The 13,104-nt window shown below is 53.0% G+C and carries 13 protein-coding genes, 1 tRNA gene and 1 pseudogene; 13 read left to right on the top strand and 2 right to left on the bottom strand.

What is annotated here, in order from left to right; all coding sequences use genetic code 11:
• Positions 1 to 147 precede the first annotated feature (147 nt).
• From Q1K24_RS06935 to Q1K24_RS06910, 6 genes are read left to right on the top strand one after another with little or no spacing between them, the layout of a single operon-like run.
• Positions 148 to 645: an ankyrin repeat domain-containing protein gene (locus tag Q1K24_RS06935; protein WP_300367979.1), complete on the top strand. Its 498-nt coding sequence runs from the start codon at positions 148 to 150 to the stop codon at positions 643 to 645.
• Positions 645 to 2,027, top strand: coding sequence for a hypothetical protein (locus Q1K24_RS06930; protein ID WP_300367976.1), 1,383 nt, complete (start codon positions 645 to 647; stop codon positions 2,025 to 2,027). Before Q1K24_RS06935 ends, Q1K24_RS06930 begins: the two co-directional genes overlap by 1 nt.
• The gene (locus Q1K24_RS06925; protein WP_300367973.1) at positions 2,028 to 2,177 is read left to right on the top strand and encodes a hypothetical protein; all 150 of its coding nucleotides are present in this window, start codon (positions 2,028 to 2,030) and stop codon (positions 2,175 to 2,177) included.
• A complete protein-coding gene (locus tag Q1K24_RS06920; protein ID WP_300367970.1) occupies positions 2,174 to 3,175 on the top strand; it encodes a MoxR family ATPase in 1,002 nt (333 codons plus the stop codon). Before Q1K24_RS06925 ends, Q1K24_RS06920 begins: the two co-directional genes overlap by 4 nt.
• The gene (locus tag Q1K24_RS06915) at positions 3,124 to 4,338 is read left to right on the top strand and encodes a VWA-like domain-containing protein (RefSeq protein ID WP_300367967.1); all 1,215 of its coding nucleotides are present in this window, start codon (positions 3,124 to 3,126) and stop codon (positions 4,336 to 4,338) included. Before Q1K24_RS06920 ends, Q1K24_RS06915 begins: the two co-directional genes overlap by 52 nt.
• A 28-nt stretch (positions 4,339 to 4,366) precedes the next feature.
• Positions 4,367 to 4,891: an O-acetyl-ADP-ribose deacetylase gene (locus tag Q1K24_RS06910; protein WP_300367964.1), complete on the top strand. Its 525-nt coding sequence runs from the start codon at positions 4,367 to 4,369 to the stop codon at positions 4,889 to 4,891.
• Positions 4,892 to 4,918: 27 nt separating this feature from the next.
• On the opposite strand, the gene Q1K24_RS06905 is transcribed toward Q1K24_RS06910, so the two are convergent.
• On the bottom strand, positions 4,919 to 6,223 hold the full coding sequence (locus Q1K24_RS06905) for a DNA polymerase IV (protein ID WP_300367961.1): 1,305 nt from the start codon (positions 6,221 to 6,223) through the stop codon (positions 4,919 to 4,921).
• Between the two features lie 324 nt (positions 6,224 to 6,547).
• Here Q1K24_RS06905 and Q1K24_RS06900 point away from each other — a divergent pair, with 324 nt between their 5' ends.
• Genes Q1K24_RS06900 through Q1K24_RS06885 form a run of 4 tightly spaced genes read left to right on the top strand, consistent with a single transcriptional unit; the run spans position 6,548 to position 11,294 of the window.
• A complete protein-coding gene (locus Q1K24_RS06900; RefSeq protein ID WP_300367958.1) occupies positions 6,548 to 7,207 on the top strand; it encodes a S24 family peptidase in 660 nt (219 codons plus the stop codon).
• Between the two features lies 1 nt (position 7,208).
• Positions 7,209 to 9,776, top strand: a complete 2,568-nt coding sequence (locus Q1K24_RS06895) for a GGDEF and EAL domain-containing protein (protein WP_300367955.1) — start codon at positions 7,209 to 7,211, stop codon at positions 9,774 to 9,776.
• A 17-nt stretch (positions 9,777 to 9,793) separates the two neighbouring features.
• Positions 9,794 to 10,813, top strand: coding sequence for an aldo/keto reductase (locus Q1K24_RS06890; protein ID WP_300367982.1), 1,020 nt, complete (start codon positions 9,794 to 9,796; stop codon positions 10,811 to 10,813).
• The gene (locus Q1K24_RS06885; RefSeq protein ID WP_300367952.1) at positions 10,785 to 11,294 is read left to right on the top strand and encodes a Mut7-C RNAse domain-containing protein; all 510 of its coding nucleotides are present in this window, start codon (positions 10,785 to 10,787) and stop codon (positions 11,292 to 11,294) included. Before Q1K24_RS06890 ends, Q1K24_RS06885 begins: the two co-directional genes overlap by 29 nt.
• 15 nt (positions 11,295 to 11,309) lie before the next feature.
• On the opposite strand, the gene Q1K24_RS06880 is transcribed toward Q1K24_RS06885, so the two are convergent.
• Positions 11,310 to 11,385 (bottom strand) — tRNA-Glu (locus Q1K24_RS06880).
• Between the two features lie 77 nt (positions 11,386 to 11,462).
• Here Q1K24_RS06880 and Q1K24_RS06875 point away from each other — a divergent pair.
• From Q1K24_RS06875 to Q1K24_RS06865, 3 genes and pseudogenes are all read left to right on the top strand, one after another.
• Positions 11,463 to 11,945, top strand: coding sequence for a hypothetical protein (locus Q1K24_RS06875; RefSeq protein WP_300367950.1), 483 nt, complete (start codon positions 11,463 to 11,465; stop codon positions 11,943 to 11,945).
• 112 nt (positions 11,946 to 12,057) lie between these two features.
• Positions 12,058 to 12,915 (top strand): deoxyribonuclease IV, encoded by an 858-nt coding sequence (gene nfo, locus Q1K24_RS06870; protein ID WP_300367947.1) that lies wholly within the window; start codon positions 12,058 to 12,060, stop codon positions 12,913 to 12,915.
• Positions 12,912 to 13,104, top strand: a pseudogene (locus Q1K24_RS06865) (hypothetical protein); the annotation flags it as partial. The gene nfo and the pseudogene Q1K24_RS06865, both read left to right, overlap by 4 nt.

Genomic DNA, 13,104 nt, shown 5'->3' with positions numbered 1-13,104 from the left:
GAGCATCGGATTCCTAATCCGAAGGCCGCGCGTTCGAATCGCGCCGGGGTCACCAGTCTAAGTGAAAAATTAGAACCCATCTCAAAAACGAAAAGTTAAAAATTTTTATATCTGTAAAGCTTCCGTTTTGTTGGTATAATCTTTTCCATGAATGAGAAAAACAACGAACTGATCGAGGCGGTAAAAAACGACGCTCTGAACCGGGTGAAAAGATTGCTGGCGGAGGGTTGCGACGCCAATGCAGCAGATGAAGAGGGGCGGCCGCTTCTTTACTGGGTAATCAAGTCGCGGGCTACCAGAGAGATGGCAGAGTTGTTGCTGGAGTATGGTGCGGATATCTTCTGGACGACCGAAGAGGGAGTTGGTCTGCTGGATGAGGCGGTGGAGCATAACCGGCTCGATCTGGCGGAGCTTTTCATCGAAAGGGGGCTTGATCCTGCCGAGACGAGGCGAAAGAGCGGCATGACAACGCTGATGCTGGCAGCCTGTTTTGAGCATCTGGAGATGATGGAACTGCTTTACGAAAAGGGTGCGGACATCTACGCCGTGGATCAGATGGGATTCAGTGCCGCCGATTTTGCGCGCAAATTGAGAAAAGAGCGGGCCAGGAAGTGGATCGAAGAGAAGATGGAGAATCCTTTCTGATGGTGAAACTGGCCAAAATCGTACCGGAACTGCATGGTAAAAAAGTTCTCTTCCTGGGCAAGACGAAGACGATGAGTGACGAGGATATCGCTCTGTTTCTGGACCAGACGGATGCCAAGAAAGCCAGAGACGAAAATGACGAACCGATCGCATTGATCGTCCTGGGCAGGTTGATCAATCCTCTGGAGGAGGCCTACAGCGACCGAAAGTACAAAGAGGGGGTACCGGTCGTCGATCTCAGGGAGTTGGAGAGCTACTATGCCGGCCATATCGATCCTGAGGCGTTGCTGGGAAGCCTGGCACTCTTTCCCAACAGGGAACGGATCATCAATCTCCTTCACAACAGCGCCATCGGCGACGATCTTTTCTGTGAGATTCTCCGCATTTACGACTGGCAGGGGATGGGTCCCTTTGAAAACGACGAAAACCGGGATGTTGCCGGTACACTGGTGGCCAGGTTTTACCCGGAGATCGAAAAGAACCACAATATCCAGTACTCTCCGGTAGGACCCTTTCTTGTTGCGGCCCAGAGTGGCGACGAAAAACTGCTCGAGGCAATGGCGGAGATTCCGGACTACGAAATCACCCAACGGAGTTCCGATCCCTGGATGCCCCGAACCCTTCACGAATCGCTGCTGATCAACCCCCATCTGCCCGCACATCTGCTGGATGATTTTCTGGCACGGAGCGATAGACGTCTCGCAGGCTTCGTGGCGGCACACCCCAATCTTCCGAAATCGAAACAGATGGGGCTGGTGCAGCGCGGCGAATGGTGGATTCTCGAAGGAGCGGCCCGCAACCCAAATCTTTCGCCGGCACTGCATGAAATGCTGGTACAAAGCGAGAATGCCGCCGTGCGGCGCACCTTTCTGACTTTCCAGACGCTGGATGAAAAAACGATTCGAAGCGTGCTGGAGCGGGGTGACGAGGAGGAGCTGAAAGCGCTGGGAAGCAACGAGAGGCTGGATGAAGCGACGGCGCTTTGGCTGGGAGAAGAGGGGAATGGAACGGTTCAAGCTGCCCTGGCCGCCAATGAAAATCTCACTCCAGCCCTATACGAGATGCTGGAGCGCACGAAAAAACAGGAAGTCTTGCGGGCACTTGCTGGCAACGGTGTGGTGGCGCCGGAAATTCTGGAACGGTTGATCCGCGTACGGGATAAGGCCGTCTACGAAGCCCTGGCCGCCAACCCGGCCATGCCCGAAAGCCATCTGCGAAATTTTGCCAAAATCAAAGACCGCGACATCCAAAAGGCCCTCGCATCCAATCCCTCCACCCCCATCGAGATTCTGCTGGGATACCAGACAGACGGAGAACTCAATCAGATCCTCAAGCGCAACGAGGCGTTCGGGGAGTATATCAAACGGAACATGGGAATGTAGATGAGTGAAGAATTAGGAATGAAGAATGAAGAATTGGGGATGCCGATTTCATCGGCTTCCATCTTGAATAAAAATGACCGAAGCGATTTCCCAGAATTTTTCACTTTTCATTTTTCACTTTTCATTTCAAATCCGAAGGATTTGGTATGAAGCCAGTCGAAACGAAACTCGCCGTCAGCCACCTGGTCGAAGAAAAAGTCCCCCTCTTTTTGTGGGGGCCTCCGGGCATCGGCAAATCCTCGGTCATACGGCAAATCGCCGAGGAGAAGGGGATCGGCTTCATCGACCTGCGTCTGTCGCTGCTCGATCCGACCGATCTGCGGGGGATTCCCTTTTTCGATCAGCAGGCGCATCGTGCGCTCTGGGCGCCGCCGGCCTTTCTGCCCGACGGAAGCGAGCCCGAAGGTGTTCTCTTCCTCGACGAGCTCAATACCGCTGCACCGATGGTGCAGGCGAGCGCCTACCAGCTGATACTCGACCGGCGGATCGGCGAGTACAGACTGCCCGACGGCTGGGCGATCGTCGCAGCGGGGAACCGCGAGAGCGACCGGGGCGTCGTCTACCGGATGCCAGCCCCCCTAGCCAACCGCTTTGTCCACCTGGAGATGGAGAGCGATCCGGAGCAGTGGCGGCGCTGGGCGGTAGCGGAGGGGATCGACGCTTCCATCGTCGGGTTTCTTTCGGCGCAGCCCGATGCGCTGTTCATGTTCGACGCCAGATCGGCACATCGGAGTTTTGCCACACCACGAAGCTGGGAGTATGTGGACAAGATCCTCAAATCGACACCCGAAGCGGAGCTGCTGATGCCTCTGCTGGCCGGTGCCATCGGCGAAGAGCTGGCGGCGGAGTTTCTGAGTTGGCGGGCGGCCGCGTCCGATCTTCCCGATCTCGATGCGATATGGCGCGGTGAAGATGCAGTCGTGCCAGAAGAGCCCAACGCGCTGTACGTGCTGGCCTCGATGATCGTGCAGCGTATCGGCCGGGATACATCCAAGGAGGTGCTGGAGCATCTGCTGACCTATCTGATGAAACTGCCCCCGGAGTTTTCAGTGATGGTGGTCAAGGAGCTTCAGCACAAAGGGGTGCTGCTGGAGAAGTGCGAAAACTTCAAAGTCTGGATCCGAACATTCGCCCATCTGCTTGCATGAGTGTCGAAGCCAAAGTTACCAAAGCAAAAACGCGTCTGATTGTCAGGCACCCCTGGTTCGGCCTCCTGGCCAGCCGTCTGAAAACTTCGCCGAGCGAGGAGGTGGAAGCCTTTCTGAGTGATGGCAGAGTTCTGCAGTACAATCCCGATTTTTTTGCCGAGGAACCGCTGGAAAGCATCGAATTCGCCCTCGCCAACAGCGTCATGCACCATGTGCTGGCCCACGAAAACCGCAAGATGAAACGTCAGGGGTGGCTCTGGCAGCTTGCCACCGACTATGCCATCAACGGGATGCTCAAAGAAAACGGCTTCAGACTCCCCGAGCGGGTTCATTACGAAGCGCGCTTCGACGGAAAGTATGCCGAAGAGATCTACGCCATCCTCAAGGATGAGATCCGCAACGAGGAGTACAACGACAACGAGAGCAACGAAGAGGGGTTCAACGAGCAGAACAGGAATCGGATGAAAGAGGAACAACATCCGGACAATCTGAACCGCGAGAAAGATGCCGGCCATCCACTCCCTCCACAGGAACTGGAGCCGGAGGTGGAGCAGATGTGGGAAAATGCGATGAAGGAGGCGCTGAAGAAGGCGCGGAAGCAGGGTCATACGCCCGGCGGCATCGAACGCCTTTTCGACAGAAACGTCGACACTGCTATCGACTGGCGCAGCGAACTCTATCACGCCATCCAGCGCCACCAGAAAAACGACTACACCTTTGTCAAACCAAACAAAAAACTGTTGGCCGATGGTGTCTATCTTCCCTCCACCACCAGTGAGAATCTGACTGTGGTCGTCGCCATCGACTCCAGCGGTTCGGTAGACGAGGCACTGCTGGGACGGTTCGTGGGGGAGCTGGAAGCACTGCTGCTCAGCTTTCCGAACACCGAAGTGGATCTGCTGGTCTGCGATGCGAAGATCCAGGGGGTTTACCGGTTCGTATCGGGAGAGGTGTTGGACTTCGCTCTCAAAGGGGGCGGCGGTACCGATTTCAGGCCCGTTTTCGACACCATCGACAAGGAGCTGCCCCAGACGTCGCTGCTGCTCTACTTCACCGACGCGCAAGGGACGTTTCCCGACAGGGAGCCTCATTGCGAAACGGTCTGGATTCTTCCCGGAGAGGTGGCGGTGCCTTTTGGACGGACCATCCTTTTGGATGGTTAGACCCGGATAAAACGATAAAGGAATTTTTATGCCCATCCATATTAAAACCGGAGACATCACGAAAGAGAGAGTCTGTGCCATTGTCAATGCGGCCAACAGTTCGCTGATGGGAGGCGGCGGGGTCGACGGAGCGATCCACCGTGCCGGAGGGCCGGCGATTCTGGAGGAGTGCAAAGAGATCCGCCGTACGACATATCCCGATGGGCTTCCCACCGGTGAAGCGGTGGCGACGACGGCGGGGAATCTGCCGGCGAAGTTCGTCATCCATACCGTTGGACCCATCTGGGGCCGATGCGGCGACCGGTGCGAGGAACTGCTGGCCAACGCCTATCGCAATTCATTGCAGGAGGCGGTGAAACTCGGATGCGACAGCGTGGTGTTTCCCGCCATTTCGACGGGTGTCTACGGGTTCCCGGCCGAGAGAGCGGCGAAAATCGCCTATCGGACGGTTCAAGAGTTTTTGAAAGAGCACCCGCAGATGGATGTTGTCTTTATTTTCCATTCCGATCGAAGCCGCCAAATTTTCGAGAGTGCCATCGCCAATCTTTCCTGATGGCCAATGAGGGCACGCAAAGCGTAGCTACAACATCTCTACGGCCGATCGTATCGTGTCGATTCCATACTTCTGGCGCACTTTGGCGGTTTGCAGCCACAGACTCCGCTCTTTGTGTTCTCTTTCGTAAAAAAGAAGCGATCCCCGTGTCGTCGGTTTTGTTTCGAAATTCCCGCAGCTGATGCCGAGTCTCACGATGGCCAGTGAACGGTAGATGTCGATAGTGTCGAAAAGTTCCAGAATGTGGCGGCGCAGGGCCAGTTCGCTGAATGTGAAGCGTCTGGTGATATGCCGTTTGCTTTTCTGTCCGAACTGATATTTGATGCCCAGAAAGATCGTTTTTGGCTGTGCCTCGATTTTGACGATGAGGTGGGCGAGGTGTCGGCAGAGGATGATAAGACGCCGTTTGATCTCCTTTCGGTCGAATACCGGATCGATCGTGCGTGAGATGCCGATGGATCGCCGGTCGTGCCCGGCGACCACCGGTTCGTTGTCATCTCCGTTGACACGATGGTAGAGCTGGATTCCCGGTTTTTTCCACCGGTAGAGCAGATGTTTCGCCGCTTTGAGATCGCCGAGTGTTTCGATTTTGTAGGCTTTCAGACGTTTCGAAAAGCTGCGTCCTATGCCCGGGAAGGCATCGATCGGAATCGGATTGACAAAGGCGTTGACACCGTTTTTGAAAATTACTTTGCATCCATCCGGTTTTGCGGCGCTCGTGGCGAGTTTGGCGATCCATTTGGACGGTGCGGCACCGATGGAGAGGGGAAGACCGAACTCCTTTTTGATATCGGTGCGAAGCGTTTCGACGAACGCCGGCAGATCTTCCTCTTCGATCCATCCTCCGAGATCGCCGAAAAATTCGTCGACACTGTATTGCTCCAGTACGGGAATTTCTGTTTTGAGCCACTCTTTGAGCGCGTGCGACCGGTCGTGGTAGAAGAGGTGATTGGGTGGGCGTACGATCAGGGGCGGGCAGAGCTGCAGCGCTTCGCGGATCGTCATACCGGTTTTGATTCCGCAGCGTCTCGCTTCGTAGCTGGAGGTGATGACGATGCCGCGTATCTTGCCATTCTCGACGAAATAGTCGTTGAAATCGCTCTGTGCGTCGTAGAATAGTGTCGGAACGAACGCCCCGCTGTTTTCGAGTGTGACGTCGATATTTCGGCGGCTCTCCTTCGCGAAAATGAAGGGATCGCCACGTCCTCCTACTGCGATCGGTTTCCCTTTCAGGGAGGGGTCGAGCAGCCGTTCGCAGGATGCGAAAAAAGAGTCAAGATCGAGGTGGACAATCATCGTCACGATTCCTTCTGTTATTAGAACCCATCTCAAAAATCCCCATAGGCGGGAATAGTACGGAAAAGATGCGATGGCGAGGCGAAAAAGCGCAAGGTGTAGCCAAAGCTGCATCGAGCATTTTCAACGAAGTCAGCGTATCTTTTCCGTACCACCCTGCGGGCGGAGCGCTTTTGCCCCCTCTCTTTGTTGGTTCTCCTTGACGTGGCTTTGGCCACGCCTGCGTCGAACCGCCGCGACAGGGAGCAAAATCGCTTCCGTTACCGCCCATAGGGATTTTTGAGATGGGTTCTTTTAGTAACAATTGTAAGCCGATATGGTATGATGGAACAAAAAAATATCATTTTCTAAAGAGGTGAAATGCTCGCGTTCGATGAGGTGCTTGCCAGGCTGAAAGACATTGTAAGCAGTGAGCTGGGCGATCGGAAAGTACTGGATAAAGATGTGGCCGAAGCATTGGGCATCGCACCTTCCTATTTCGCTGTTTTGAAAAAACGGGGTTCGATCCCGTTTGCATCCATTGCGGATTTCTGTGCACAGCGCAAAATCAGCATCAACTGGCTTCTTTACGATCAGACACCGAAATCACTGGAAGAGAGCACGGAAAAATATGCGACAATCCGCTATTTCAGACAGATCAATGCCTCTGCCGGCAATGGTGCGTTCAATTGGGAGGAGAGCTTCGAGGCGATCCGTATCGATGAAGCATTTGTCGAACTGCTCGGCGGTCGCAGCCATCTGAAGTATATCGATGCGCTGGAAGTACGCGGCGACTCGATGGAGCCGCTTCTGTACGACGGCGATCTGGTCGCGGTCGACCGCAGCCATCAGGATGTCCGAAATGGCGGTATCTACGTGGTGCGTATCGATGAGGAGCTTTTCATCAAACAGATGGAGAGAAGAGATGAAAAAATTTGGGCCTGTATCTCTATCAATCCCATCTATCCGGTGATCCAGGTGAGAGCGTCGCAGATGCATATCATCGGTGAAGCGATCGCCGTCATGAAAAAGGAGCCGTAGCGTGGAACGGTACGAACCCCAGATTCGCCGCGATCTGATCGAGATGGTCTATGACTCCATCCCTTTCAGTATCGTCGCCAATATTCTTGCGGGTCTTGTCGTATTTGTCGTCTATTGGCCGAAATCGGGAAAAAATGTCGCGATCTGGTTCGGATTGATCGTGCTGGTGATGTTCTACCGCCTCGGAATCTATCTCTATTACAAAGCGAAACAGGAAGATATACCGATATTGCGTGCCGAGATTCTGCAATGGGTGGGCATGTTTCTGAGTGCCGCCGTGTGGGTGAGCGGTCTTTGGTATTTTCTCGGAAAACAGGACATTGCCCACGATTTTCTGATGGCGTTTGTCATGGGAGGCATGGCATCCGGAGCGATTTCCACGCTGTCGCCTCTGCGCATTACCGCGGTGACGTATGTGATGATCATTCTTGGCGGCACCGCATTATGGCTCTTGATCAGTGCGAGCGGGATCGAGGTGATGATGGGTGTGATGGTACTCATCTATCTCGCGTTTCTCGTTTCGAGTTCCGGAAGGATTCATAAAACGATCGTCGATGCCATGGTGCTGCGTCGTGAGAATGTTCAGTGGATCCGTGCGCTCAAAGCGCACAGAGCCGAAATCGAACTGATTTTTGATAATGTACCGGTCGGCATCTTTTTTTACGACAAAGAGTTCAAAATTGTCAACGTCAACCAGCGTTTTATCCATATTTTCGATTCGACGCGGGAGAAGTTGATCGGATTCAATCTTGAAGAGCTGCAGGACAAAAAGATTGTTCCCGCCATCCGGACACCTATCGACTACAACGGTCTCGAAGATGGCTACTTCGAAGGCACATACCATACGACGACCAGCGATATCGATGTCAATATCCGCGTCAAGACGACGGCTCTCAAAGATTCGAAAAATCGACTGGTGGGGGCGATCGGCATTGTCGAAGATATTTCCCAGGAGCTTGAACATAAACGGCAGATCGAATCGTTTGCCGAATTCTATATCCAGAATCCCAATCCCGTGATGCAAATTGCATGCCCATCCCGGTCGATTTTGATCGAAAATGATGCCGCACGCGTGATTCATGCCGGTTTGAAGAACAAAGAGCCAAAACGATGGCAACGCTTTTTGGACAAGGTATGCAACGGTGAACACAAAAGTACGGATCTGCAATACCAGGAGACCATCTATCAGTTCGATATTGTCATGCTCAACGATGAGAAAATCAATCTTTACGGTCGCAACGTGACGAAGGAGCGTATTGCACGGGAGCGGGCGGATTATCTCGCCTATTACGATGAACTGACAGGACTGCCGCGTCGAAAACTTCTTTTCGAGCATGTGAAAATCGCGATGCTGCGAGCCGAGAGAAACGGCACGACCAATGCATTGCTCTTCCTCGACCTCGACAATTTCAAGCAGATCAACGATTCGATGGGGCACGATGTGGGCGACTATCTTCTTCAGCAGCTCGCCAAACGTTTGACCAATCTGATGCGAACCGGCGATATTGTCGCACGGCTGGGAGGCGACGAATTTGTCATTCTCCTCTCCGATATCGAAGGCGATATGGAAGAGGCTGCGATGAAAAGCGAGATCGTTGCGAGAAAAATTCGTGAAGAGATTGCCAAGCCGTTTGCCATCAAAGGCCGAAAGCTCCATTTCAGTGCCAGTATCGGCATCACACTCTTTACCCATGACCGTGACTTTTTCGATCTTCTCAAAGAAGCGGATGTCGCGATGTACGAAGCGAAGTCGTCAGGCAAGAACAGTGTCCGCATTTTCGACAGCAAACTGGAGAAGAGCACGGTCAACAAAACGGAGCTGCTGCAGGATCTGCACAATGCCATCGAAAAGAATCAGCTGACTCTTTTGTACCAGCCGCAGATCGAGATTGCGACGGGAAAATGTGTCGGGGCGGAAGCACTTCTGCGATGGGAGCATCCCAAGCGCGGGCTCGTCTCTCCCGGTATCTTTATTCCGCTGGCGGAAGAGAGCGGTCTGATTCACGAGCTGGGACAGTGGGTGCTGAGACGGGTGGCACAGGAGAGTTCGAAACTTCCGCTCGATCACATTGCGGCCAACATCAGCATCAAAGAGTTCGTACGAAGCGACTTCATCGATATGGTTCGCACGATGGCACAAAACGGCGAGATCGATCCAAAACGGATCGAACTGGAGATGACCGAATCGGTCTTTATCGAAAATTACGAAGCGACAAACGAGAAGCTCAGAGAATTGCGGGATTTGGGATTCCGATTCAGTATCGACGATTTCGGGACCGGATACTCTTCGCTGGCCTATCTCAAGAATCTCTCCATCAAAACCCTCAAGATCGACCGGGGATTTGTCGAAGATATCGGAATCAATCCGAATGATGAAGTTCTTACACGAACGATCATCGATATTGCGAAACATTTCGGAATGAAGACAGTGGCGGAAGGGGTCGAGAACGAGACACAGCTGACTTTTCTGAAAAAATTCGGATGCGATTTGGCCCAGGGGTACTATTTCAGCAAACCCATGACCATCGAATCGTTCACGAGGTGGCTCGAAAAGAGAACGGCCACCTGAGCGGATTGGAGAAAATGATGGAGTATCGGTATATAGGAAAAAGCGGATTGCGGGTCTCGCCACTCTGTATGGGCACGATGACATTCGGCTCGTTCTGCGACAAAAACACGTCGTTTGCGATTATGGAGAGAGCGTACGAACGGGGTATCAATTTTTTCGACACCGCTGAACTCTACCCGGTTCCGCCCAGGAGTTCGTGGGCGGGAACAACGGAAGAGATTGTCGGGGAGTGGATGGCGACGAAACCGAGAGATTCGATTATTTTGGCGACGAAAATCGCGGGTGCCGCGAGCGGATGGTTCGTTCCTCCGATCCGCCATGGATTGACAGCGATCGACCGTTTTCATATAGAACGGGCGGTCGAGGGGAGCCTGAAGCGTCTGAAGACCGACTATATCGATCTGTATCAGATGCACTGGCCTGATACGGTCGTGCCGATCGAAGAGAGTCTGGAGGCGTTCGATCGTCTGGTGGAAAGTGGCAAAGTCCGTTACATCGGTACCTCGAACGATACGGCCTACGGCTTGGCCAAAGCGAATGAAACAAGCCGCTACCTCGGTCTGGCGCGTTTCGACTCGATCCAAAACAACTTTTCGCTGCTCAATCGCCGTTTTATGGATGAACTGGCGACGGTCTGCCGAAAGGAGCATATTTCACTGCTGCCCTACGCACCGCTGGCAGGCGGTGTATTGACCGGCAAATACAATGGAGAGTTTTTCCCGCCGGATGCACGTTTTACGCAATATCTCAACGACAAAAACCCGCGGGTCCGGGCGCAGGCGGCGAAATATCTGAATGACAAGACGCTCGAAGCGACGGCACTCTACATGGAGATCGCCGAAATAGCCGGAATGGGTGTGACGACACTGGCGACAGCATGGAGCAAACAGCACGATTTCGTCGCCTCATCCATCATTGGCGCGACATCGGTCGAACAACTCGACGAAACCGTTGCGGCACTCGAGATCGAGCTCGACGATGAGGTGATGAAAGCATGCGACGGCGTCCATGAAGCGATTTTGTATCCGATGGGTTGACCGTCCCAGGTTCGTCTGTGACGTTCATCTGGCAAAGGTCGCCAAATATCTGCGGCTTCTCGGTTTCGATACGATTTACCGTAACGATATGCGCGACGATGAGCTGATTGGATGGTGCCGGTTCGGACGTATCGGCATCACATGCGACCGGCGGCTTCAAAACCGGCTTCCCGATGCGATTGTCGTACTTGCGTGCGAAGAGGCCGAAAAGCAGGTCCGACGTCTGAGTGCGATGTTCGATCTTCCGAAGTTCGCCCATCCGTTTCACCGTTCGCTCTGCTGCAATCGGGTGATGGTGCCGTGTGAAAAACGGGATTGTCTACGTACCATTCCAAAAGAGACATATCGATGGCTGGAAGCATTTTGGAAATGTCCGAAATGCGGCAAGGTGTATTGGCAGGGAACGCATGCGGGCCGCATGCGTCAAAAAATTGTTCAATTGCTTGGTGTATCAGAAAAAGTGCTAAAAATTAGGAGGTAAAAATGTGTAGAAGCGTGGTGACCCCTAGGGGACTCGAACCCCTGTGACAAGGATGAAAACCTTGCATCCTGGACCGCTAGATGAAGGGGCCATCAACGGTTTGTGGATGAAATTATAGTGAGTTTAACTTAAAATTCTATAAAATATTTTTTTCAAAAAGGTGTCGGATTGAAGGATTTTCTCAAATCGTTTTTCATTCTCCCTCTTCTCCTCTTTTGGGGATGCGCAACCAGACAGTACGAGGCACCCCGCCCTGCACTGATCGTCATCAAAACACCCGAATTGAAGTATGCCGACCAGGGGTTTCTCTATCGGGGGAAAGAGCACATCAAAATCCAGGTCTATGCATCGGGCAAAGCGGTTTTCGAGCTGACCGTCGGCAAAAGAATCTGTATGGACAACGGATGCATGAGCGAAAAGGAGTTTTACAGAAAATATCTGCATGCCGAGTATCCGAAAGGAACGCTTGCCGCCATTTTCTCGAGAAAGCCGATTTTCGGAGGGGAAAAGTTGGAAAAAGAAGACGGCCGATCCGTTCAGCGCATTCACGAATCGGACAAATTCGATATAATCTACACCTTCGATTCGAAGACGGCGAGATTCAAAGACCGTCTCAATCACACCCTTATAAAGATAACGGAGATTCAATAGTCATGCCCTCAAAAAGTAATTATGCCGGTGCCCATGAGATCACGCGACGCGGTGCTGAATGCACGCCGATAGCGAGTAACGTGACATCGATAAAAACCAGGAGAGGTGATATATGAAATATGTCGGTGCCCATGTGTCCGCTTCCGGTGGTGTTTTCAACGCGCCGATCAACGCCAGATCGATCGGTGCGACAGCATTCGCCCTCTTTACGAAAAACCAGAGACAGTGGAAAGCCAAGCCTCTCGATGAGGAGACGATCGAAAAGTTCAAGGCCAATTTGAAAGAGAGCGGCATCGATCCGAAACATGTGCTGCCGCACGACAGTTACCTGATCAATCTGGGGCATCCCGAAGAGGAGAAATGGAAAAAGAGCCTCGATGCCTTTATCGACGAGGTGAAACGGTGTGAACTCCTTGGCCTCGACAAACTCAATTTCCATCCGGGCAGCCATCTGAAAAAGATCAGCGAGGAGGCGTGCCTGGACCGCATCGCCGAAGCGATGAACATCACACTGAACGAAACGGAAGGTGTGACGCTTGTCATCGAAAACACGGCGGGGCAGGGCAGCAATCTGGGATACCGATTCGAACATCTGGCCCATCTGATCGACAAAGTTGATGACAAAAGCAGGGTCGGCGTCTGTCTGGATACATGCCATACTTTCACGGCGGGGTACGATCTGCGCACCCGGGAAGTATATGAAAAAACTATGAAAGAATTTGATACAATTGTAGGATTTTCTTATTTGAAGGGTATGCATATCAACGATTCCAAACCGACGCTCGGAAGCCGGGTCGACCGCCACCATTCGCTGGGTTGCGGAGAGATCGGATGGGAGGCCTTTCGTCTTATCATGAACGATCCGAGGATGGACGATATTCCTCTGATCCTGGAGACGATCGACGAGTCGATCTGGAAAGAGGAGATCGAAGCCCTTTACAACCTCACAGACAGACAGGAGCAACCATGAAGAAGCTGATTCCCCTCTCGCTGGCAGCGGCGACACTGGCATTCGGTGCGGCATACAAAATTCCGGAGCAGTCACTCAACTCGACGGCCCTGGCAGGTGCCTACGTATCCCATACGACGGCGGCGGATGCCGCCTATTTCAACCCGGCCAACATGGCGTTTCTGCCGGATGGCCGATCACTGGAACTGA

The organism is Hydrogenimonas sp. (genome assembly GCF_029932565.1).
In the GTDB taxonomy this organism is placed as follows: domain Bacteria; phylum Campylobacterota; class Campylobacteria; order Campylobacterales; family Hydrogenimonadaceae; genus Hydrogenimonas.
Note: the sequence above shows the minus strand (reverse complement) of the source record. Positions and strands in the feature narration are given on the sequence as shown.

Coding starts and splice junctions, on each gene's coding strand:
- Q1K24_RS06935 (WP_300367979.1), top strand. CDS start 148: ATGAATGAGAAAAACAACGAACTGATCGAGGCGGTAAAAAACGACGCT.
- Q1K24_RS06930 (WP_300367976.1), top strand. CDS start 645: ATGGTGAAACTGGCCAAAATCGTACCGGAACTGCATGGTAAAAAAGTT.
- Q1K24_RS06925 (WP_300367973.1), top strand. CDS start 2,028: ATGAGTGAAGAATTAGGAATGAAGAATGAAGAATTGGGGATGCCGATT.
- Q1K24_RS06920 (WP_300367970.1), top strand. CDS start 2,174: ATGAAGCCAGTCGAAACGAAACTCGCCGTCAGCCACCTGGTCGAAGAA.
- Q1K24_RS06910 (WP_300367964.1), top strand. CDS start 4,367: ATGCCCATCCATATTAAAACCGGAGACATCACGAAAGAGAGAGTCTGT.
- Q1K24_RS06900 (WP_300367958.1), top strand. CDS start 6,548: ATGCTCGCGTTCGATGAGGTGCTTGCCAGGCTGAAAGACATTGTAAGC.
- Q1K24_RS06890 (WP_300367982.1), top strand. CDS start 9,794: ATGGAGTATCGGTATATAGGAAAAAGCGGATTGCGGGTCTCGCCACTC.
- Q1K24_RS06885 (WP_300367952.1), top strand. CDS start 10,785: ATGAAGCGATTTTGTATCCGATGGGTTGACCGTCCCAGGTTCGTCTGT.
- nfo (WP_300367947.1), top strand. CDS start 12,058: ATGAAATATGTCGGTGCCCATGTGTCCGCTTCCGGTGGTGTTTTCAAC.